Origin of the sequence: Pseudomonas canadensis, assembly GCF_000503215.1 — a bacterium.
In the GTDB taxonomy this organism is placed as follows: domain Bacteria; phylum Pseudomonadota; class Gammaproteobacteria; order Pseudomonadales; family Pseudomonadaceae; genus Aquipseudomonas; species Aquipseudomonas canadensis.
Genome location: NZ_AYTD01000011.1, coordinates 555,238 through 575,682, shown reverse-complemented (window position 1 = coordinate 575,682; position 20,445 = coordinate 555,238). Strand labels below are relative to the sequence as shown.

Sequence of the window (20,445 nt, the reverse complement as noted above, 5' to 3'; positions counted from 1 at the left end):
TCGGCTTGCCGGCGATGGCGTTTGTGAGGACGCCATCGCCGGCAAGCCGGCTCCTACAGGTGAGATTACAGATCTTGTAATAGTTTTGCGTTGTAGGAAGTTTGCGTTTCAGATGTAGGATTCAAGTCCTTTTGTTATTTCAGGATTTGCATGAACACCCTTTCGGAGCCCCCCAGTCGTCTTTCCCCAAGACTTGCGCTGCCGCTGTTCCCTCTGAAGCACCCCGTATTCCGACTGCTAACCTTGTACCGGTCCACTGACCGCGCCTTGCCGTGCCCGGCATTCTGAAAATCGATGACTGAAGAGACTCAATAAATGGAATGGTTAGCGGATCCAACGGCCTGGCTCGGGCTGTTGACCTTGATTGTGCTGGAACTGGTGCTGGGCATCGACAACCTGGTGTTTATCGCGATCCTGGCGGACAAGTTGCCGCCGGAGCAGCGTGACCGTGCGCGGTTGATCGGCCTGTCCCTGGCGCTGCTGATGCGCCTGGGCCTATTGGCGAGTATTTCCTGGCTGGTGACCCTGACGCAGCCGTTGTTCGAGGTGTTCGACAAGAGCTTCTCGGGCCGTGACCTGATCATGTTGTTTGGTGGTGTATTCCTGTTGTTCAAGGCCACCATGGAATTGCACGAGCGCCTCGAAGGCCATGTGGTCCAGCGCACGGGCAATGCCGCCTACGCGATGTTCTGGCCGATCGTGGCGCAGATCGTGGTGCTGGATGCGGTGTTCTCCCTGGATGCGGTGATTACCGCCGTGGGCATGGTGGACGAGCTGGCGGTGATGATGATCGCGGTGATCGTGTCCATCGGTGTGATGATCGTCGCGAGCAAGCCATTGACCCGCTTCGTCAATGCGCACCCGACGGTGATCATGCTGTGCCTGGGCTTCTTGATGATGATCGGTTTTGCCCTGACCGCCGAAGGCCTGGGTTTCCATATTCCGAAGGGTTACCTGTACGCAGCGATTGGTTTCTCAATCCTGATCGAGTTGTTCAACCAGATCGCACGGGCCCGCCGCAAGAAGTCGGCGCAAGGTGTGTTGCCAGTACGTGAGCGTACGGCCCATGCCGTGATGCGCTTGCTCGGCGGTCGTAGCCTGGCGGTGGAAGAGGTGAGCGATGAGGTTGCCGACCTGCTGGGTGAGCCAGATGCTGGGCAAGGCCCGCTGTTTGATCGGCGCGAGCGCGTGATGATCAGTGGTGTGCTGCAACTGGCCGAACGGCCGATCCGCACACTGATGACACCGCGGGCCAAGGTCGACTGCATCGATCTGGCGGATGATCCCGACAGCATTCGTCTGAAACTGATGCATTCGTCCTACTCGCGACTGCCGTTGATCCGCAACGGCGCCGTCGATGAACCGCTGGGCTTTGTGCACAAGAAGGAGTTGCTCAAGGAATACCTGGCCGGTAACGAGCCGAACCTGGAGCACCTGGCACGCCGGGCGATCAACCTGCTGGACAGTTTCTCGATCCTCAACGCCCTGGAGCAGATGCGTCAGGAATCCACCCACATTGCGTTTGTGATCAACGAATTCGGTGACTTCATGGGCGTGTTGAGCATGACCGACATCCTGGAATCCATCGCCGGTGAGCTGCCGGACGCCAGCGAAATCGAAGGGCCGGATATTGTCGAGGAGGGCGCTGGTTTCCGCGCCAATGGTGCACTGAACCTCAATCAGGTGCGTCAGCGCACGGGCTTCAACGCGGTTGCGACCGACGATTATCAGACCCTGGCCGGCCTGGTGATGAGTCTGCTGGATCGCCTCCCAGTGGTGGGCGACAGCCTGGAACATGAGGGTTGGCGCCTGACGGTGGCGGCGGTGGAGGACCGCCGGGTGACGCAGGTCAGCCTGCTTCGGTGCGTGGATTCCTGATGGGGGCGTAAGCGGTGTCACTCAGCTTCGATTGATGCCTGGAGTGGCGCCGCCGGGTGTTCTGCCGTCACGTCTGAGCGCGGTTTTTTGCTCTTCGAGCGTTTTTTTCCGAAAGGCATCGACGATGTCTTTCAGGCGTTTGGCGTTTGCAATGCCAAATGCCGGGTGTTTTGGGTGCGACAGCCTTGCGGTCGCGTTGAACAAGCCGGCCAATGCAGTCAGTTCCGAAAGGTCGGATATCGGCCAAAACACCCCGGATGCACTTGCCACCGCCACTTTCATCGGGTGTGCGCCGCCTGCTGCGTCACCGACATGTACGTTACAGAGCAGTTGAAGGTAGTCCGCCATTTGAGCCAGCGGCAGGCCGTGGCGTTTTTCTGCCAGGAGCGTGTGCACGGGGATCGCCGCAGTCAGTTTTAAGTTGGGCTGAGTGATTGCGTCGTAGTAAGTGTAGGCCTCCATAGTGAGCTTTCGCAGGTTTGGAGCAGAGGGGGCGCATGTGTCGGGCCTCTGCGTGACAAAAAAATGCCCTTTTTTTGACTGGTTTATCAGTACGTGGTTGGCTTCTGGATCGATCAGCCACATTAGAATCCCCAGGAATTTGGTGTATTCGGAGCTTCTGGTGCTCATGTCTGATTTGAATTCAATCAGGAAGAACCTGTCTTCATGGGCGGTTAGCACATCGCCCGCTGCACTTTCAGCCTTGCCGTCCAATTTCGCGAGTAGTGGCGGTGTTGCCGCCATTTCTTTCACTGCCAGATCGAGCTTTTCCTTGGCCTTATTACAGGTGTTTTGCTGTGTTTTGTCTGAGGGATTGCACAGCAGTAAATGATTGTTCAATTGGAACCAGCCAAGCGCATCTGAAATCAGTGTCTGCTGTTTTTCGCGGTGATGGATCCACTGAATATCGCGAAATGCCAGAATCAACGTATCTTCCCAGGGCTGGTCAGTATTCTCTGTTGCAGTAGCAGTGCTCATATCCATCCCCTCAGTTAACCGCCACGCCACTGAATTTCACCACGTTATCCTCACCCTTGAGGCTGCGAAACCTGATCTTGAGTGCCGGGATGCTCTCCAGCTTCCCGCGCACGGGCTGGAACACCATCGTCACTCGGGTCGGCACATTGCGTACCAGCGCAAATGCGTTCCACTGGTCAGACTTAGATTGGCCGACCTGCAGTTGCTCGACATCCAGGGAGCCGCCGGTTTTTTCAAATAGGGTGCTTTGCTTAAGGTCGCGCATTTCGCGGTCGACATTGGTGTTGGTCAGTTCCAGCAGGCAGCTCGGTGCCTGGCCAATCTGCTCACACTCCAGCAGTTCGATGCGTACACCGTCGACCAGCTCTATACGCTTGCCAAACAGGTTGGCGCCGTCATTTTCAGTCATCAGCTTTTGCGATTGGGCAAATTCGAAAGTGGGTTTGGCGTACTCACTGCCCAAAATGAAAAAACCGCCGGCGAGCAATACGGCCAGGATCACCGAAAGCGTGCCTTTTATCGCATCCGGCAGGCGACGCGCCTGCCAGCCAATAGACAGTGCCGCGAGGAACAGGAACACGCTGATCACCAGAATCAAGTTTTTCCAGTTGAGAAAGCCAAAGCCGAACACGCTGGGATCGGGAAACACATAGGTGATCAGCGCCCACATGGCGCCCAGCGTTGCGCTGATACCGGCCATGACTTTGGTGATTGCAGCATTGAGGCGTTTTTGCGGAAGCAGAGGAGTGTCCATACGCAGAAGAAAATCCATCGAGGCGGTAGAGGTGGTGCCGAACATTAACTCAATGAAGGCATTGAGCTATTATCCAGTAAGTGGCCGCCCGGTAAAGCATTTCGATGCGCTGTCTATCACGCACGGGGCGTGATCGGTTTATGCGGGCGTGTGAAACGTAAGCGTTGTCAGAATCACCCCGCTGGGGTGCAGATCCGTCGACAAGCCTTCGATTAGCGGACGGGTGCCCAATGTGATGATCGCGATGTAGATCAGCAGGCAGAATGACTTGAGTCGCTCGAAATCATGCTGGGCGAGCTCAAGTTGCAAGGTGGGTGACGGGCGTTTCTCCAAGACTTCAGCTTCAATGGTCTTGAACATTGCCGACCTGGTGGCTGAGACTAATTTGAGCAGCTTAGACGCTAGGTCGTACCGTGCAAGAGGGGACGCTGGACGTAGCGGTCGAAAAGCTCTTCCACAGTTTTTTCCTGATCTTTAATGGGGTAGAAACCCTCGATAATTTCCATCAGTTCGCCCATGACGTAAACCAACAAGGTGGGCGTGCCCTTGACATGGGGGTGTTGCGGAGTGTTTGCGCAGTCCAGCACCAGGCTCACGATATCGGGATGCCTGGCAGCAATCCGTTCGAACAATGGGCCGGTGTCTGCGCACGCAGGGCAGCGAGCTGAAACGAACAATAGAAACACGGGGTGGGAGGTACTCAGTACCTTTTCATATTCCTCGGCGTTGGTAATGGTTGCGGTGGCAATTCCCATGATAGTGGTCCTCCTGGACAGTGCGAGTGTCTGCCCACGCTAAGTCGAGGAATCACTGCCGTCTACTGTCAACCTTCACAGGTCGCTATCGCGCTCCAGGCGTTCCCGCGCCTTGCGCGCCTGGCTTGCGCATTTCTTGTATTCAAGGTTGTCCCTCGAAGCCTTTGCCTGGCGGTAGCCGTGGTGGTTCTGGCTGGTGTAGTTGGTGCTCAGGGCTGCGTTGAGCTTGCGCAGTTCTTCCTTGCATTCGCGGCGGTCGTTACTGGCCCAAGCACTGCCGGCCACCAGAAAGGAAAGCAAGACCAGGGTGAGGCGGAACTTCATCAGGGCGGAGTCCTTGTCGGAATGAATGTGCCAAGGCTAGCCCAGCGTGGGGATTTTTCAACGCGCCAGACGCACTGCAACGGTGCGCGGTAACGCCGTCGTAGCGCACGCAACTGGGTCTGTCACCGCTGTGTGGGGCCTTGGGTAGCAAAGTGATTTCAGGTGCTGGCTTAACGCCTTATTGCACATCATCTTTTATCTAGTTGATTTAACACAGATTTATCCATGTCGTTTTTTTCTGTTGCCGCGTGTGGCACACTTTCTGCTGTCTATTCCGTTGTTACATACTAAGTTCCGGTATAGCGGAATACACAACTCCTGGAGTGCTTGTCATGCATCACCGACCTTCCGTGTTTAAAGCGTGTGTTTTTCTCTTCGCCGCATCGGCTTCCCTCGCAAGCATCGTGCAGGCGGCGGACAGCAAGCTCGATGATGTGCTCAAGCGTGGGCACTTGATCGTGGGTACAGGCAGTACCAATGCGCCGTGGCACTTCCAGGGAGCGGATGGCAAGTTGCAAGGGTTTGATATCGACATCGGCCGCATAGTGGCCAAGGGCTTGTTCAATGACCCAAGCAAGGTCGAGTTCGTGGTGCAGTCGTCTGACGCCCGGATTCCCAACCTGCTGACCGACAAGGTCGACATGAGTTGCCAGTTCATTACCGTCACCGCCAGCCGTGCCCAGCAGGTCGCGTTCACCCTGCCGTACTACCGCGAAGGCGTGGGCCTGCTGCTGCCGAACAACAGCAAGTACAAAGAGATTGAAGACCTGCAGGCTGGCGGCGACGGCGTCACCGTGGCTGTGCTGCAAAACGTGTATGCCGAAGAGCTGGTGCACCAGGCGTTGCCCAAGGCCAAGGTCGACCAATACGACAGCGTCGACCTGATGTATCAGGCCGTGAACTCCGGTCGCGCCGATGCCGCCGCCACCGACCAGTCCTCGGTCAAATACCTGATGGTGCAGAACCCAGGCCGCTACCGCAGCCCGACGTACGCCTGGAGCCCGCAGACCTATGCGTGCGCCGTCAAGCGTGGCGACCAGGACTGGCTGAACTTCGTCAACACCGCGCTGCATGAAGCCATGACCGGTGTCGAGTTCCCGACCTACAAGGCCTCGTTCAAGCAATGGTTCGGTGTCGACCTGCCGGAACCCGCGATCGGCTTCCCGGTTGAGTTCAAGTAAATCGAAAACCTGGGGCGTCGCTGACGGCGCCCCAATCAGGTACTGCTGACCATGAACTATCAGTTGAACTTTGCCGCCGTGTGGCGCGACTTCCCCAGCTTGCTGGCGGGGCTCGGCCTGGGCCTTGAGCTGGCGCTGCTGTCGATTGCCATCGGCTGTGTGATCGGCCTGATGATGGCGTTTGCCATGCTCTCCAAGCACCGTGCGTTGCGGATCTTCGCCTCGGTGTACGTGACGGTGGTGCGCAATACGCCGATCCTTGTGTTGATCCTGTTGATCTACTTTGCGTTGCCCAGTCTCGGGATCCGTCTGGACAAGATCCCGTCGTTCATCATCACCTTGTCGCTGTACGCGGGTGCCTACTTGACCGAAGTGTTCCGCGCCGGGCTGTTGAACATTCCCAAGGGCCTGCGGGAAGCCGGGTTGGCTATCGGTCTGGGCGAATGGCGTATCCGCGCCTACATCACCGTACCGGTGATGCTGCGCAATGTGCTGCCCGCGCTGTCGAACAATTTCATTTCGCTGTTCAAGGACACCTCGCTCGCCGCTGCTATCGCGGTGCCGGAGCTGACCTATTACGCCCGCAAGATCAACGTCGAAAGCTACCGGGTTATTGAAACCTGGATGGTCACGACGGCGCTCTACGTGGCTGCCTGTTACCTCATTGCCATGCTGCTCCGTTACCTGGAACAGCGTCTGGCGATCCGTCGTTAAGCGAGGTTTCCATGTACGAATCCCCCAGCTGGCTGCATGAGTTGTGGATCGCCCGGGATACCCTCTGGGCGGGCTTTCAAGCCAGTGTTTATGTGTCTGCGTTGGCGATTATCTTTGGCACCCTGATCGGCATTGTCGCCGGGTTGATCCTGACCTACGGCAAGTTCTGGATGCGTGCACCGTTTCGTCTGTATGTCGACCTGATCCGTGGCACGCCGGTGTTCGTGCTGGTGCTGGCGTGTTTCTACATGCTGCCGGCGCTCGGTTGGCAGATCACCGCGTTCCAGGCCGGTGCGGTCGGGTTGACGCTGTTCTGCGGTTCTCACGTCTCCGAGATCGTGCGCGGCGCGCTGCAAGCCATTCCCCGTGGGCAACTGGAAGCGGGCAAGGCCATCGGCCTGACGTTCTACCAGTCCCTGGGCTATGTGCTGCTGCCCCAGGCGCTGCGCCAGATTTTGCCGACCTGGGTCAATTCCTCCACGGAAATCGTCAAGGCCTCGACCTTGCTCTCGGTGATCGGCGTGGCCGAGTTGCTGCTCAGTACCCAGCAAGTGATCGCGCGCACCTTCATGACCCTGGAGTTCTACCTGTTCGCAGGCTTTATGTTCTTTGTCATCAACTACGCCATCGAGTTATTCGGGCGCTACATTGAAAAGCGGGTGGCCTTGCCATGAACCAACCTCACACCAACCAACCGCTGCTGAACATCCGTGGCCTGCGTAAGCAATACGGCCAGGTGGAAGTGCTCAAGGGCGTTGACCTGTCCATGCAGCGCGGCAACGTGGTGACCTTGATCGGCTCCAGCGGCTCGGGCAAGACCACACTGTTGCGTTGCGTCAACCTGCTGGAAGAGTTCCAGGGCGGCCAAATCACCTTGGATGGCGAGTCCATCGGTTACAGCGAAATCGCCGGCAAGCGCGTGCGCCACCCTGAGCGCGTCATTGCGCAGCACCGTGCGATGACGGGCATGGCGTTCCAGCAATTCAACCTTTTCCCCCATTTGACTGCGTTGCAGAACGTTACCCTCGGCTTGCTCAAGGTCAAGAAAATGGGCAAGGACGAAGCCGTTGCGCTGGCGGAAAAATGGCTGGACCGCGTAGGACTTCTAGAGCGTCGCAACCACTTCCCCGGCCAACTGTCCGGCGGCCAGCAACAGCGTGTGGCGATTGCCCGCGCCATTGCCATGAACCCCAGCCTGATGCTGTTCGACGAAGTCACCTCGGCCCTCGACCCCGAGTTGGTGGGCGAAGTGCTCAGCGTGATCAAGGGCCTGGCGGAGGAGGGCATGACCATGTTGCTGGTCACCCACGAAATGCGCTTTGCCTATGAAGTCTCGGACAAGATCGTTTTCATGAACCAGGGCCGCATTGAAGAACAGGGCACCTCGAAGGACATCTTCGAACGCCCGCAATCGCCGCGCCTGGCGGAATTTCTCAAGAACATTCGTTTTTAATCAGGAGCCTTTTTTATGAGCATTACTCGTTACGGTGCCGGTAGCACAGCCGGCGGTGGCCAACCCCGTCCGTTCGCCCGTGCGGTGGAAGCCGATGGTTGGTTGTACGTCTCAGGCCAGGTGCCTGCGGTGGACGGCGAAATCATCACTGGGGGCATCATCGAACAGACCCGTCAGACCATGCGCAACGTGGTGGCGATCCTCGAAGAAGCGGGTTACGAATTGAAGGATGTCGTGCGCGTCGGCGTGTGGCTGGAAGACCCGCGGGACTTCTGGAGCTTCAACAAAGTGTTCGGCGAATACTTCACCCCGGAACACGCTCCGGCGCGGGCCTGCGTGCAGGCCAATATGATGGTCGATTGCAAGGTCGAGATCGATTGCGTGGCGTACAAGAAAAAAGGCTAAATTGCCCGCCGCTTTCTCTCTAGGAGCGAGCTTGCTCGCGAAGATCGTCAACGATGACGCGCGTAGTCTGGATGAATGCGTTGTCCTTGGGTTTTTCGCGAGCAAGCTCGCTCCTACAGGGGCCTCAACCAACTTGGGACAGATGATTGCCATGACCGAAGACACCATCAAACGCCGCGCCAAAGGCCTGGACCGTGCATTCGATATCCTCGATTTCCTCAAGGAAATCGGCCAGCCCCTGCGCCCGAATGATATTGCCAGCGGCATCGGCAGCCCCAAGTCCACTGTCTATGAACTGGTTGCGTCGCTGCTTGAGCGGCGCATCCTGGAAACGGTGGGCAAGGACGGTCACGTCTACCTCGGCCGCCAGCTGTATTTTCTCGGCCAGGCGCACCTGCGCCATTTCGACCTGACCCGCGAGGCCGATCACGCCTTGCAGGAAATCGTCAGCCAGACCCACGAAACCGCGCAGATGTGCCTGCTCAACGGGCGCAAATACACGGTGGCGCTGATGCGTGAAGGCGAGCGGCATTTCCGTATCTCCTCGGACATTGGCGAAAACGCGCCGATCCCGTGGACCGCTTCCGGGCGCCTGTTGCTGGGGCACTTGAGCGACCAGCAGATCATCGACCTGATCGATCACGACGACTTCATCCTGCCGGACGGTCAGCGCCTGCCGCTGGAGACCTTCCTGGCGCAAATCCGTCAGGCCACCCTCGATGGCTTCTTCTCCTTCGACAGCGTTGCCGACACCTTTACCCACTGCTTTGCCGCCCCGGTGCGGGACGCGCAAGGCATCAGCATCGCGACGCTGTGTATCGTCGCCCCACGCGCCGATGCCACAAAAAACTACAACGACTATCGCCGGGTGTTGATCGACAGCGCCAACAACCTGGCCCGGCGTATCAACGAATAGGAGTTTTCCATGTCTGCCATCAATGCCGTTGAAAAGGGCGCCGCCGCCGTCGGGGCCCACCTGGTCCGTGACGTCAGCCTGCCCGCTCTGGTACTGCACCGTGACGCCCTGGAACACAACATCCGCTGGATGCAGGACTTCGTCAGCAAGAGCGGCGCCGAGCTGGCGCCCCATGGCAAGACCAGCATGATGCCGGCGCTGTTTCAGCGCCAGATCGAAGCGGGTGCCTGGGGGATTACACTGGCCAACGCGGTGCAGACTCGCGCCGCTTATGCCGGTGGCGTGCGTCGCGTGCTGATGGCCAACCAACTGGTGGGCGCGCCGAACATGGCGTTGATCGCTGATCTGTTGGCCGACACGGACTTCGACTTCCACTGCATGGTCGATCACCCGGACAACGTTGCTGACCTGGGTCTGTTCTTCGCCGCCCGTGGCCTGCGCCTGAACGTGATGATCGAATATGGCGTGGTCGGCGGCCGTTGCGGCTGTCGCAGCGAGCAGGAAGTGCGTGACCTGGCCAAGGCGATCAAGGCCCAGCCGGCCCTGGCCCTCACCGGTATCGAAGGCTACGAAGGCGTGATCCATGGCGAGCATGCGATCAGCGGCATTCGCGCCTTCGCCGCCAGCCTGGTGCGCCTGGCCGTGGACCTGCAGAACAACGGTTCTTTCGACCTGCCCAAGCCCATCGTCACGGCGTCGGGTTCGGCCTGGTACGACCTGATTGCCGAGTCGTTTGAAGAACAGAACGCTGCTGGCCGCTTCCTCAGCGTATTGCGCCCCGGCAGCTACGTGGCCCATGACCACGGTATCTACAAAGAGGCGCAGTGCTGCGTGCTAGACCGTCGCAGCGACCTCAGCGAAGGCCTGCGCCCGGCCCTGGAAGTCTGGGCCCATGTGCAATCGTTGCCCGAGCCGGGTTTTGCGGTGATCGCCCTGGGCAAGCGCGACGTGGCCTACGACGCTGGTTTGCCGGTGCCACTCAAACGCTACAAGGCCGGAATTTTGCCGGCGCAAGGTGATGACGTGGGCGAGTGCAAGGTCACGGCGGTGATGGACCAACATGCGTTCATGAGCGTGGCGCCGGGGGTTGAATTGCGTATTGGCGACATCATTTCCTTTGGCACATCCCACCCTTGTTTGACGTTTGACAAGTGGCAAGTCGGCTGCCTGGTGGATGAGCAGTTGCAGGTGATCGAGAGTTTGCATACCTGCTTCTAGACCGCGTCGCTCCCTTCGCGAGCAAGCCCGCTCCCACACTTGAAATGCATTCCAAATGTGGGAGCGGGCTTGCTCGCGAAGGGGCCATCAGCCCCAACCGAGATAATCGCCATGACCACCCAACCCCGCATCGCCCTGATCGGCGAATGCATGATCGAACTGCAACACCGCGCTGACGGCAGCCTGCACCAGAGCTTCGGTGGCGACACCTTGAACGCGGCGGTGTACCTGCGCCGCGAACTGGGCGCTACCGGCCACGTCGACTACGTCACTGCCCTGGGCGATGACAGCTTCAGCGATGCCATGTGTCAGCAATGGGCGCAGGAAGGCCTGGGCCTGGGCATGGTCCAGCACTTGCCTGGACGTTTGCCGGGTTTGTACTGCATCCAGACCGACGCCAATGGCGAACGAAAATTTCTCTACTGGCGCAACGAAGCCGCTGTGCGTGACTGTTTCACCACGCCCGCCGCCGAGCCGATCCTGGCCGCTTTGCCGGACTACGACGTGGTGTATTTCAGCGGCATCACCCTGGCGGTGTTGGGTGACATCGGCCGTGAGCGTTTGCTGCAAACCTTGGTCGAGACCCGTCGGCGAGGGGGCAAGGTGGTGTTCGACAACAACTATCGGCCGCGTCTTTGGGCCAGTGTTGAAGCGGCCCGCACGGCGTATCACCGTGTCTTGGCCGAGGTGGATATCGCCTTGTTGACCGAAGATGACGAGCGTGCGTTGTTTGGTTATGCCGACAGTGAACAAGTGTTCGCGGCGTATCCGGGGATTGAAGAGGTGGTGCTTAAGCGTGGGGCGGATGAATGCCTGATTCGTTGCAAGGGCGAGCGCTTTGCCGTGCCGGCGCTGAAGGTGGAAAAGGTGGTGGATACGACAGCGGCGGGGGATTCGTTCAGTGCGGCGTATTTGGCCAGCCGGCTCAAGGGTGGCTCGCCGGAGGAAGCTGCGCTGGCCGGGCATCGGCTGGCCAGTCGGGTCATCCAAGTACCCGGCGCACTCATTCCCCAAGCCTGACACCGCCTCTGTAGCAGCCGGCTTGCCGGCTCCTACAGAGGGGTGTTGATCAATCGCGGTAGAACACCTGCACCAGGTGATACCCGAACTTGCTCTTGATCGGCCCGTGAACCACCTTCACCGGCTTCTTGAAGATCACCGCATCAATCGCCCCCACCATTTGCCCTGGCCGCACTTCACCCAGATCGCCGCCGCGCTTGCCGGACGGGCAAGTGGAGTACTTCTTGGCCAGCACATCAAAGGCTTCGCCCTTGGCGATGCGCTGCTTGAGTTGTTCGGCTTCTTCGCTGGTTTTCACCAGGATATGACGGGCTTGGGCTTTCATTGATCTCTACCAGGTACGTGCAACGGCGCGCGATTATGCCTGAACTCATTCAACCACGCTGATCATGCTGCGGATTTTCGTGGCCAGCAGGTCGATGGAAAACGGCTTGGCCACCATGTCCATGCCGTCCTCCAGAAAGCCCTGGCGCTCAGCGGCTTTTTCCGCGTAACCGGTCATGAACAATACGCGCAGTCCAGGGCGGTGTTGGCGTGCGATCTCTGCCAGTTGCCGGCCATTCATGCCCGGCAGTCCGACATCGGTGACCAGTAAGTCCACACGCAAATCCGACTCCAGCAGCGGCAGTGCCGCCCGTGCATCCGCCGCCTGGTGGGCCGTGTAGCCCAGTTCATCGAGCACATTGACCACCAGCATGCGCACCGCCGGGTCGTCTTCGACCACCACCACGGCTTCACCGGCCAGGGCCACCGGGGCTTCACCGAGGCTGGCGGGCAAACTGCTTTCCAGTGCAGTGCCATACAGGCGCGGCAGGTACAGACGCACGCAGGTGCCCTGGCCCGGTTCGCTATGAATGGTCACGTGGCCGCCGGACTGTTGGGCAAAGCCATAGATCATCGACAGCCCCAGGCCGGTGCCTTGGCCGATGGGCTTGGTGGTGAAAAAGGGATCGAAAGCCTTGGCCAGAATCTTCGGTGCCATGCCGGTGCCGTTGTCGCACACACCGAGCATCACGTAGTCGCCAGCCTTGACCGGTTCAAGGGTGGCGATGTCGGTGCCGTCCAGGTAGCTATTGGCGGTTTCTATCAGGATTTCACCGCCGTCGGGCATGGCGTCGCGGGCGTTGATCACCAGGTTGAGCAGAGCGTTTTCCAGTTGGCTGGCGTCGGTGTTCACCGGCCAGATGTCGTGGCCCAGTTGTACCTTGAGCGCGATGTGCGCGCCTTTGGTGCGCCGGAACAAGTCTTCCAGCGAGGCGACCAACTGGTTCGGATCCAGCGGGCGCCGGTCCAGCGACTGTCGGCGCGAGAACGCCAGCAAACGGTGGGTGAGGGCGGCGGCGCGATGGGCTGAGGACACCGCCGCGTCAGTAAAACGACCGATCTCGTCACTGCGCCCGGCAGCGATATAACGCTGCATCAGGTCCAGGCTGCCGATGATGCCAGTGAGCATATTGTTGAAGTCGTGGGCAATGCCGCCGGTGAGCTGGCCGACGGCCTCCATCTTCTGCGCATGGCGCAGTGCATCTTCGGCGCGCTCGCGCTCGTACATCTCGTTTTGCAGGCGCTGGTTGGCTTCGGCCAGGGCCTGGGTGCGTTGGGCTACGCGTTCTTCAAGGTTTTCGTTGAGGTGACGCAGGGCTTCTTCGGTGAGTTTGCGTTCAGTCTCATCGATCACAAAAATGTAGAAACCATTCACCGAGCCGTCAGTGCTGAAGCGCGGCAGGTACTTCATCAAGGCGTGGCGTGGGCGGCCGTCGTGGTGCGGAGTAATGGTCATGAAGCTGCACGCCTTGCCCTTGAGCGCGGCGGCGATCTTGTCTTCACGTCCGGCATACACCTCGTCGCCGAGTACTTCGCGGATGGTCTTGCCGTACAGCTCCTGGGGCGTCATGCCGTACCACTCCAGGTACGCGCTGTTGTTCAGGCGAAAGCGCTGTTCATGGTCGACGTAACCGATCAGCACCGGCATGGCGTTGATGATCAGCTGCAACTCGGTCTGGCTCTGGCGCAGGGCCTGTTCGGTGTGTTTGCGCTCGGTCAGGTCTAGCGCGGCCCCGAGGAACCGTGTCGGCCGACCTTGATGATCCTTGTAGCAGCGGCCACGGGCGAACACCCAGCGTATCTGGCCATCGGCCTGCAACAGGCGGTATTCCTCGGCGTACTCGGTGCCGAAGGTGATGCAGTGCTTGATACTGCGCGCCACCATGCCACGGTCTTCAGGGTGTACCCCGTGCAGGTAGTCGCTGATCGGCAACAGGCGCGCATCGCTGGGGTTGACGCCGTGCAGGTAGGCGAAATGCGCGTCGGCGATAAAGCGGTCTTCACCGATATCCCAATCCCAGGTGCCTACCGCGTCGGTGGCGGCCAGGGCCAACTGCAAGCGTTGCTCGGTGTTGTGCTGGGCTCTGCGGCGTTCGTTGGTTTCGATGGCGGTGACGAGGATGCCGGCCACTCGGGTGCTTTCATCGCGGATCGGGCTGTAGGTCAGGTCCAGCCAGATTTCCGTGTCGCGATTGTTGCGCTGCAGCACGAAACGCTGCTCGCTGAAGGTGCGCACCTGGCCGCTGAGTACGGCGTCATAGATCGGCGCGGTAAAGCCTTCCAGCTCCGGCCAGGTCTGATGCGTCGGCTGCCCCATTGCTTCAGGATGTTTGTTGCCGGCCAACTGGGCGAAGCCGTCGTTGTAGAGTTGCGTGAGTTGGTCGCCCCACAGCAGGAGCATCGGCATCGGCGAGTGGACGACGATATCCACGGCGGTGCGCAGGCTTTGCGGCCAACCACTGGTCTCACCGAGCGGGCTTTGCGCCCAGTCCAGCCGCGCAATCAATGCGGCGGCTTCGCTACCGGTGGATGTTCCAATCATGAAAAAGCCCTGAGCGTAACGCTTTGAAAGATGACAACACCCATTATCCCGTGACTTGGGAATGGCTGACTACCCCCGAAAAATAGCATGCATTCGGGGTTTGTCTTAAAATGAGTGCGTCAGGGCTGAAGCCTTTCATCCTCGGGCGAGTTCAGGGCGGTCGCGGAACTGCTCCAGCGCCTTCGGGTTGGCCAGGGCGTCGGTATTCTTCACCGGCTCACCGTGCACCACATTGCGCACCGCCAATTCGACAATCTTGCCGCTGATGGTGCGGGGGATATCGGTGACAGCGAGGATCTTCGCCGGCACATGGCGCGGTGTGGTGTTGGCGCGAATCACCTGGCGTATCTGCTGCTCCAGCGCGTCGTCCAATTCCACACCGTCGTTGAGGCGTACGAACAGCACCACGCGCACGTCGTCCTGCCAGCGTTGGCCGATGGCCAAGCTTTCCTGCACTTGTGGGACTTTTTCCACCTGGCGGTAAATCTCGGCCGTGCCAATCCGCACACCGCCGGGGTTGAGCACCGCGTCGGAGCGCCCGTGGATCAGCAGGCTGCCGTTGGGGCGCTGTTCGGCGTAGTCCCCTTGGGCCCAGACGCCGGGAAACTGGCTGAAATACGAAGCCAGCAGTTTCTTGCGCTCCGGATCGTTCCATAGCCCGATGGGCATGGCCGGGAAATGCCGGGTGCACACTAGCTCGCCTTTTTCGCCGACCAGCGGCTGGCCCTGTTCATCCCACACCTCGATGGCCATCGCCAGGCTCTTGCACTGCATTTCACCGCGACGCACCGGCAGCACCGGGTTGCCGATCACAAAGCAGGAGACGATATCGGTGCCACCGGACATGGACGACAGGCACAGCTCGCCCTTGATCTCGCGGTACACGTAGTCGTAACTCTGGGGCGATAGTGGCGAACCGGTCGAAATCAAGCCTTTGAGACTGCTCAACTTGTGGCTCAGGCGCGGTTGCAAGCCGGCCTTTTCCAAGGTGGCGAGAAACTTGGGACTGGTGCCGAACACGCTGATCTTCTCGGCATCAATCAGGTCGATCAGCCGCTCGGGGCCTGGATGAAACGGCGAACCGTCATACAGCACCGCCGTGGCGCCGATGGCCAGGACCGACACCAGCCAGTTCCACATCATCCAGCCGCAGGTGGTGTAGTAGAACAGGCAGTCCTCGCGGGACAGGTCGGCATGCAGGCCGTGTTCCTTGAGGTGGGTGAGCAGCACGCCGCCGGTGCCGTGGATGATGCACTTGGGGACGCCGGTGGTGCCACTGGAATAGAGGATATACAGCGGATGATCGAATGGCACCGCGACGAATTCAGGCTCGCCGCCGGGCTGATAGAAGTCTTGCCATAGCGCGACGCGGGCGTGGGTCTGATAGTCCTCGATCCTTGCTTGGGGGCGTGCGTACGGCACGATGATCAACTGCTCCAGGGACGGCAGGCGTTCGAGGATTTCATTGAGCTTGGCGGTCTGGTCGATATCGTTGCCGGCATAACGATATCCGGCGCAGGTGATCAGCACCTTGGGTTCGATCTGGCCGAACCGGTCTATCACACCCTGGGTGCCGAAGTCCGGCGATGAGCACGACCAGATTGCGCCGAGGCTGGTGGTGGCAAGCATGCCCACCAGGGTCTGCCAGGTATTGGGCATACACGCCGCGACGCGATCACCCTGGACCACGCCGGCCGCCCGTAGGCTGTTTTGCAGGCCGGCGACATGGGCGGCCAGTTCGGCGTAGGTCAATTGCTCGCGCTGGCCGTCTTCACTGAGGGCGACCACGGCGGGGTGATCGTCGCGGCGGCGCAACAGGTGCTCGGCAAAGTTCAGGGTCGCGCCGGGAAACCATTGGGCGCTGGGCATTTCGGTGTCTTCGATCAGCACCGCGGTGGGCGGGCTGCGAAACTGCACGTCGAAGTACGTCACGATCGCCCGCCAGAAATCCGCGCGCTGGTCGATGCTCCACTGGTGAAGCGCCGGGTAGTCGCTGAGCTGCACGCTGTAGCGTTCGTTGATGTAGCGCCGGAACTGGTCCATCCGCGTGTGGGCGATGCGTTCCGGGGAGGGTTGCCAGAGGATCTCGGACATAGTGGGCCTCCTGTTATTGTGCCAGCCAGCCGCCGTCGATATTCCACGCCGCGCCGCGCACCTGGCTGCCGGCTTCGCTGCACAAGAACAGCACCAGCTCGCCCAATTGCGGCGGCGTGACAAACTCCAGGGACGGCTGCTTCTCCGCCAGCAGATCATGCTGCGCCTGCTGCGGGTCCACGCCGGTGGCCGCGCGATCGTCGATCTGTTTTTGCACCAGCGGCGTCAGCACCCAGCCGGGGCAGATGGCGTTGCAGGTGACGTTACTGGTAGCGGTTTCCAGGCCGACGACCTTGGTCAAACCAATCACGCCGTGCTTGGCTGCCACATACGCGGCCTTGCCCACCGAGCCGACCTGGCCATGCACCGAGGCGATATTGACGATACGCCCCCAGCCCTTGGCTTTCATGCCCGGCAAGCTCAAGCGTGTGCTGTGGAACACCGACGACAGGTTGATCGCAATGATCGAGTCCCAGCGCTCCGCCGGGAAGTCTTCCACTGCCGCCACATGTTGGATGCCGGCGTTGTTCACCAGGATATCCACGCCGCCGAATTCATGCTCGGCGTAGGCGATCATGTCGGCGATCTGCGCCGGGTCGCTGACGTCGGCCGGATGATGGCCGACCTTGCCGCCGAAAGCCTGAACCTGGGCGATCACCGCGCTGGCGTCGCCGAAGCCGTTGAGGATCAGGTTGGCGCCGGCCTTGGCCAGGCTCAGTGCAATCCCTAAGCCGATGCCGCTGGTGGAGCCGGTGACCAGGGCGGTCTTGCCGTTCAATGTCGTCATGAAAACCTCACACAATGCCGGTGGCGTAGAAAGTACCGATCACCACGAACACCGCGAGGGTCTTGATAATCGTGATGCCGAAAATGTCCTTGTAGGCTTCGCGGTGCGTCAGGCCAGTGACCGCCAGCAGCGTGATCACCGCGCCGTTGTGGGGCAGGGTGTCCATGCCGCCGCTGGCCATGGCCGCGACGCGGTGCAGCACTTCAAGGGGGATATTGGCCGCATGGGCCGCCGAAATAAAGCTCTCGGACATGGCCGCCAGGGCGATGCTCATGCCGCCCGACGCGGAGCCGGTGATGCCGGCCAGCAGGGTCACGGTGATCGCTTCGTTGACCAGCGGGTTGGGGATGCCCTTGAGCCAGTCCGCCAGCACCAGAAAGCCTGGCAGCGAGGCGATCACGGCACCAAAGCCGTATTCGGACGCGGTGTTCATTGCCGCCAGCAACGCGCCGCTGACCGCGCTCTTGCTGCCTTCGGCGAGCTTGCTTTTGATTGCCGAGAAGCCGAACACCAGCACCACGATAATCCCCACCAGCAATGCCGCCTGCACCGCCCAGATCGCGGTGAGCTTGGCGATTTCGGTGGTTACCGGGGTGGTCATGCCTGGCAGGGCAAGGCTGTGGGTCTTGCCGTACCACTGCGGGATCCAGTGCGTGAACAACAGGTTCATCACACCCACCAGGATCAGTGGTGACAGCGCGATCCACGGGTTGGGCAGTGCCAGGTTATCGGCGGTTTCCGGCTCGTTGCGCAGTTCGGTACCGTAGCCTTCACCGGCCCGTTGCGCCTTGTTGCGTTGGCGCGCCAGGTACAGCATGCCGGCGCAAAACACGAAGATCGTGCCGATCAGGCCCAGCCACGGCGCCGCCCAGGCGGTGGTGTTGAAAAAGGTGCTGGGGATGATGTTCTGGATCTGTGGCGTGCCGGGCAGCGCGTCCATGGTGAACGAGAACGCGCCGAGGGCGATGGTTGCCGGGATCAGGCGTTTCGGGATATTGCTCTGGCGGAACATCTCCGCCGCGAACGGGTACACCGCAAACACCACCACGAACAGCGACACGCCGCCGTAGGTGAGCAGGGCGCAGACCAGCACGATCACGAGCATCGCCTGACGCGTGCCGAGCAGACCGATCGCGGCAGCGACAATGGAGCGCGAAAATCCCGACAGCTCGATCAGCTTGCCGAACACCGCGCCGAGCAGGAACACCGGGAAATACAGTTTGATAAAACCGACCATCTTCTCCATGAACACCCCGGTAAAGGCGGGTGCGACGGCGGACGGATCGGTAAGCAATACAGCGCCGAGCGCGGCGATGGGGGCAAACAGGATAACGCTATAGCCACGGTAGGCAGCCAGCATCAGCAACGCGAGCGCTGCCAGGGCAATGATCACACTCATGGTGTGTCTCCATCGGATTGTTATTTTTGTGGGGTGAGGCTTTGGAGGAGGGCTATAGCGAGATATGTGCCAATTAGCTAAGTGTCTGAAATATATGAATAAATTACGGCGATTGGATTGACGCTATCAGATTTGTCCCATATTTGAGACTCATGAAGATCTAATGTGGGGGCGGGCTTGCTCGCGAATACGGGTATCAGCCAAGAATTAGGCGGCTGGCACACCGTATTCGCGAGCACGCCCGCTCCCACATGGGAATGTCTTCGTATGTAGAATTGTGTCTCTTTATTGAGACTGAGTGAGACCCAGCGCCACCATTTTCTTGTACAACGTCGACCGCCCGAGCCCCAACCGTTTGGCCGCTTCCACCACATTCCCCTCACAGGCCCGCAACGCCGTGCCGATCACCTGCCGATCAAACCGCTCACGCGCTGCGCTGAAGCTTTCTCCCTCAACCGCCGCTACCGCGCTGCTACGCTCCACCGGCGTAAAGGTGCCGATCGCCGCCCGGATCTCCCCGGCATTCAGCACCAGGTCATCACTCAGCAGCGCCGCGCGCTCCAATACGTTGCGCAGCTCACGGATGTTCCCCGGCCACGCATGCTGCGCCAGCAGCGCCAAGGCTTCACGGTCCAACTCATGCTGGCTGCGCAACTCCTCAAGAATCGCCTCGCTCAACGCCGGAATGTCCTCCAGCCGCTCACGCAATGGCGGCACCTGGATCGGCAGCACGTTCAGCCGGTAATACAGGTCGGCGCGGAACTCGCCCCGTTTGATCGCCGCTTCCAGGTCCATCGACGTGGCCGCGATCACCCGCACATCGCTGTGCAGCATTTCATTGGAGCCGACCGGCTCGAATTCCTTTTCCTGCAACACCCGCAGCAATTTGCTTTGCAACGGCAGGGGCATGTCGCCGATTTCATCGAGGAACAACGTGCCGCCCTGGGCAATCTGGAATTTGCCCGGACGGCCCTTGCGGTCGGCGCCGGTAAACGCACCCGGCGCGGTGCCGAAGAACTCGGCTTCCAGCAGGTCAGCGGGAATCGCTGCACTGTTGATACTGACAAATGCCTTGTGCGCACGGCTTGAGGCGCCGTGAATTGCCTGGGCGAGCAATTCCTTGCCGGTGCCAGTCTCGCCCAGCAGTAACACCGGCGATTCGGCGCTGGCACTACGTCGCGCACGGCGTTTGACTTCGAGGCTGGCGGCGCTGGTGCCGATAAAGTGCGCGAAGTTGTATTTGCTCTGGCGCGAACGCAGCAAGGAGCGCGTCGAGGCCAGTTCCTGCTGCATGCTCAAGTAACGCTCAATCAACGGGGACAGGTTGCGCAGTTCATCGAACAGCGCAAAACCAATCGCGCCGATCACCGCGCCTGCGTCGTTGTGGATCGGCAAACGCATCACCACCAACGGGCCTTTGGGCGTGTCCTGGATATCCAGCAGGATCGGCTGGTCGTTGCGCACCACCTGGCGTAACAGACTGTTGGAGATTACCTGTTCACACGGCTGGCCGATGGCTTCGTCGGCGCTCTTGAGGCCGAAACGCTTGGCGTAGCGCTCGTTCATCCACACGATATTGGCGTCGCGGTCGACAATCACCGTGCCTTCGCTGGACTGCTCGATGATCTCGAACAGCGACTGGATTGCCAGGCCACGCACCTGCTGATAGTCCTTGAGGTTATCGGTGATGTTCATGTTTAGGC

General features: G+C 60.1%; 20 protein-coding genes. 9 read left to right on the top strand and 11 right to left on the bottom strand.

All coding sequences use genetic code 11. From position 1 onward, the window contains the following. The first annotated feature begins 315 nt into the window (after positions 1 to 315). Positions 316 to 1,878, top strand: a complete 1,563-nt coding sequence (locus tag U367_RS0107755) for a TerC family protein (RefSeq protein ID WP_028616425.1) — start codon at positions 316 to 318, stop codon at positions 1,876 to 1,878. Positions 1,879 to 1,899: 21 nt separating this feature from the next. Here the strand turns inward: U367_RS0107755 and U367_RS0107750 are convergent, their stop codons facing one another. The 5 genes from U367_RS0107750 to U367_RS0107730 all read right to left on the bottom strand — a co-directional run bounded on the left by U367_RS0107750 (position 1,900) and on the right by U367_RS0107730 (position 4,689). Continuing rightward, on the bottom strand, positions 1,900 to 2,856 hold the full coding sequence (locus tag U367_RS0107750; RefSeq protein ID WP_028616424.1) for a hypothetical protein: 957 nt from the start codon (positions 2,854 to 2,856) through the stop codon (positions 1,900 to 1,902). Positions 2,857 to 2,866: 10 nt separating this feature from the next. Further along, the gene (locus U367_RS0107745; protein WP_028616423.1) at positions 2,867 to 3,610 is read right to left on the bottom strand and encodes a hypothetical protein; all 744 of its coding nucleotides are present in this window, start codon (positions 3,608 to 3,610) and stop codon (positions 2,867 to 2,869) included. A gap of 138 nt (positions 3,611 to 3,748) precedes the next feature. Beyond that, entirely contained in the window at positions 3,749 to 3,970 is a 222-nt protein-coding gene (locus U367_RS0107740; protein ID WP_028616422.1) for a hypothetical protein, read from the bottom strand. Positions 3,971 to 4,011: 41 nt separating this feature from the next. Beyond that, positions 4,012 to 4,365, bottom strand: coding sequence for a thioredoxin family protein (locus tag U367_RS0107735; protein ID WP_028616421.1), 354 nt, complete (start codon positions 4,363 to 4,365; stop codon positions 4,012 to 4,014). A 75-nt stretch (positions 4,366 to 4,440) separates the two neighbouring features. Then, positions 4,441 to 4,689 (bottom strand): hypothetical protein, encoded by a 249-nt coding sequence (locus tag U367_RS0107730; RefSeq protein WP_028616420.1) that lies wholly within the window; start codon positions 4,687 to 4,689, stop codon positions 4,441 to 4,443. Positions 4,690 to 5,021: 332 nt separating this feature from the next. Between U367_RS0107730 and U367_RS0107725 the strand changes: the two genes are divergently transcribed. The 8 genes from U367_RS0107725 to U367_RS0107690 all read left to right on the top strand — a co-directional run bounded on the left by U367_RS0107725 (position 5,022) and on the right by U367_RS0107690 (position 11,596). Continuing rightward, on the top strand, positions 5,022 to 5,870 hold the full coding sequence (locus U367_RS0107725) for a transporter substrate-binding domain-containing protein (protein ID WP_028616419.1): 849 nt from the start codon (positions 5,022 to 5,024) through the stop codon (positions 5,868 to 5,870). A 51-nt stretch (positions 5,871 to 5,921) separates the two neighbouring features. After that, positions 5,922 to 6,584 (top strand): amino acid ABC transporter permease, encoded by a 663-nt coding sequence (locus U367_RS0107720; RefSeq protein WP_028616418.1) that lies wholly within the window; start codon positions 5,922 to 5,924, stop codon positions 6,582 to 6,584. Positions 6,585 to 6,595: 11 nt separating this feature from the next. After that, positions 6,596 to 7,258: an amino acid ABC transporter permease gene (locus tag U367_RS0107715; protein ID WP_016976586.1), complete on the top strand. Its 663-nt coding sequence runs from the start codon at positions 6,596 to 6,598 to the stop codon at positions 7,256 to 7,258. Beyond that, the gene (locus tag U367_RS0107710) at positions 7,255 to 8,037 is read left to right on the top strand and encodes an amino acid ABC transporter ATP-binding protein (RefSeq protein WP_016976585.1); all 783 of its coding nucleotides are present in this window, start codon (positions 7,255 to 7,257) and stop codon (positions 8,035 to 8,037) included. Before U367_RS0107715 ends, U367_RS0107710 begins: the two co-directional genes overlap by 4 nt. A gap of 15 nt (positions 8,038 to 8,052) precedes the next feature. Next, positions 8,053 to 8,442, top strand: a complete 390-nt coding sequence (locus U367_RS0107705) for a RidA family protein (protein ID WP_010210958.1) — start codon at positions 8,053 to 8,055, stop codon at positions 8,440 to 8,442. Positions 8,443 to 8,593: 151 nt separating this feature from the next. Then, the gene (locus tag U367_RS0107700; protein WP_016976583.1) at positions 8,594 to 9,358 is read left to right on the top strand and encodes an IclR family transcriptional regulator; all 765 of its coding nucleotides are present in this window, start codon (positions 8,594 to 8,596) and stop codon (positions 9,356 to 9,358) included. Between the two features lie 9 nt (positions 9,359 to 9,367). Next, the gene (locus U367_RS0107695) at positions 9,368 to 10,576 is read left to right on the top strand and encodes an amino acid deaminase (RefSeq protein WP_028616417.1); all 1,209 of its coding nucleotides are present in this window, start codon (positions 9,368 to 9,370) and stop codon (positions 10,574 to 10,576) included. Positions 10,577 to 10,687: 111 nt separating this feature from the next. After that, positions 10,688 to 11,596, top strand: coding sequence for a sugar kinase (locus U367_RS0107690; RefSeq protein ID WP_028616416.1), 909 nt, complete (start codon positions 10,688 to 10,690; stop codon positions 11,594 to 11,596). A gap of 49 nt (positions 11,597 to 11,645) precedes the next feature. Here U367_RS0107690 and U367_RS0107685 read toward each other — a convergent pair whose 3' ends face one another. From U367_RS0107685 to U367_RS0107660, 6 genes are all read right to left on the bottom strand, one after another. Beyond that, on the bottom strand, positions 11,646 to 11,921 hold the full coding sequence (locus U367_RS0107685) for a peptidylprolyl isomerase (RefSeq protein WP_003174397.1): 276 nt from the start codon (positions 11,919 to 11,921) through the stop codon (positions 11,646 to 11,648). Between the two features lie 45 nt (positions 11,922 to 11,966). Further along, on the bottom strand, positions 11,967 to 14,462 hold the full coding sequence (locus U367_RS0107680) for a hybrid sensor histidine kinase/response regulator (RefSeq protein WP_028616415.1): 2,496 nt from the start codon (positions 14,460 to 14,462) through the stop codon (positions 11,967 to 11,969). Between the two features lie 135 nt (positions 14,463 to 14,597). Further along, positions 14,598 to 16,556 (bottom strand): acetoacetate--CoA ligase, encoded by a 1,959-nt coding sequence (locus tag U367_RS0107675; RefSeq protein ID WP_028616414.1) that lies wholly within the window; start codon positions 16,554 to 16,556, stop codon positions 14,598 to 14,600. Positions 16,557 to 16,569: 13 nt separating this feature from the next. Beyond that, on the bottom strand, positions 16,570 to 17,343 hold the full coding sequence (locus U367_RS0107670; protein WP_028616413.1) for a 3-hydroxybutyrate dehydrogenase: 774 nt from the start codon (positions 17,341 to 17,343) through the stop codon (positions 16,570 to 16,572). A 7-nt stretch (positions 17,344 to 17,350) separates the two neighbouring features. Further along, positions 17,351 to 18,742, bottom strand: coding sequence for a GntP family permease (locus tag U367_RS0107665; RefSeq protein WP_028616412.1), 1,392 nt, complete (start codon positions 18,740 to 18,742; stop codon positions 17,351 to 17,353). A gap of 285 nt (positions 18,743 to 19,027) precedes the next feature. Then, the gene (locus tag U367_RS0107660) at positions 19,028 to 20,437 is read right to left on the bottom strand and encodes a sigma-54 interaction domain-containing protein (RefSeq protein ID WP_028616411.1); all 1,410 of its coding nucleotides are present in this window, start codon (positions 20,435 to 20,437) and stop codon (positions 19,028 to 19,030) included. Positions 20,438 to 20,445: the final 8 nt, after the last annotated feature.

Excerpts from the sequence above, each read along its gene's own strand:
- U367_RS0107755 (WP_028616425.1), top strand. The coding sequence starts at position 316 with ATGGAATGGTTAGCGGATCCAACGGCCTGGCTCGGGCTGTTGACCTTG.
- U367_RS0107750 (WP_028616424.1), bottom strand. The coding sequence starts at position 2,856 with ATGAGCACTGCTACTGCAACAGAGAATACTGACCAGCCCTGGGAAGAT.
- U367_RS0107745 (WP_028616423.1), bottom strand. The coding sequence starts at position 3,610 with ATGGACACTCCTCTGCTTCCGCAAAAACGCCTCAATGCTGCAATCACC.
- U367_RS0107740 (WP_028616422.1), bottom strand. The coding sequence starts at position 3,970 with ATGTTCAAGACCATTGAAGCTGAAGTCTTGGAGAAACGCCCGTCACCC.
- U367_RS0107735 (WP_028616421.1), bottom strand. The coding sequence starts at position 4,365 with ATGGGAATTGCCACCGCAACCATTACCAACGCCGAGGAATATGAAAAG.
- U367_RS0107730 (WP_028616420.1), bottom strand. The coding sequence starts at position 4,689 with ATGAAGTTCCGCCTCACCCTGGTCTTGCTTTCCTTTCTGGTGGCCGGC.
- U367_RS0107725 (WP_028616419.1), top strand. The coding sequence starts at position 5,022 with ATGCATCACCGACCTTCCGTGTTTAAAGCGTGTGTTTTTCTCTTCGCC.
- U367_RS0107720 (WP_028616418.1), top strand. The coding sequence starts at position 5,922 with ATGAACTATCAGTTGAACTTTGCCGCCGTGTGGCGCGACTTCCCCAGC.
- U367_RS0107715 (WP_016976586.1), top strand. The coding sequence starts at position 6,596 with ATGTACGAATCCCCCAGCTGGCTGCATGAGTTGTGGATCGCCCGGGAT.
- U367_RS0107710 (WP_016976585.1), top strand. The coding sequence starts at position 7,255 with ATGAACCAACCTCACACCAACCAACCGCTGCTGAACATCCGTGGCCTG.
- U367_RS0107705 (WP_010210958.1), top strand. The coding sequence starts at position 8,053 with ATGAGCATTACTCGTTACGGTGCCGGTAGCACAGCCGGCGGTGGCCAA.
- U367_RS0107700 (WP_016976583.1), top strand. The coding sequence starts at position 8,594 with ATGACCGAAGACACCATCAAACGCCGCGCCAAAGGCCTGGACCGTGCA.
- U367_RS0107695 (WP_028616417.1), top strand. The coding sequence starts at position 9,368 with ATGTCTGCCATCAATGCCGTTGAAAAGGGCGCCGCCGCCGTCGGGGCC.
- U367_RS0107690 (WP_028616416.1), top strand. The coding sequence starts at position 10,688 with ATGACCACCCAACCCCGCATCGCCCTGATCGGCGAATGCATGATCGAA.
- U367_RS0107685 (WP_003174397.1), bottom strand. The coding sequence starts at position 11,921 with ATGAAAGCCCAAGCCCGTCATATCCTGGTGAAAACCAGCGAAGAAGCC.
- U367_RS0107680 (WP_028616415.1), bottom strand. The coding sequence starts at position 14,462 with ATGATTGGAACATCCACCGGTAGCGAAGCCGCCGCATTGATTGCGCGG.
- U367_RS0107675 (WP_028616414.1), bottom strand. The coding sequence starts at position 16,556 with ATGTCCGAGATCCTCTGGCAACCCTCCCCGGAACGCATCGCCCACACG.
- U367_RS0107670 (WP_028616413.1), bottom strand. The coding sequence starts at position 17,343 with ATGACGACATTGAACGGCAAGACCGCCCTGGTCACCGGCTCCACCAGC.
- U367_RS0107665 (WP_028616412.1), bottom strand. The coding sequence starts at position 18,742 with ATGAGTGTGATCATTGCCCTGGCAGCGCTCGCGTTGCTGATGCTGGCT.
- U367_RS0107660 (WP_028616411.1), bottom strand. The coding sequence starts at position 20,437 with ATGAACATCACCGATAACCTCAAGGACTATCAGCAGGTGCGTGGCCTG.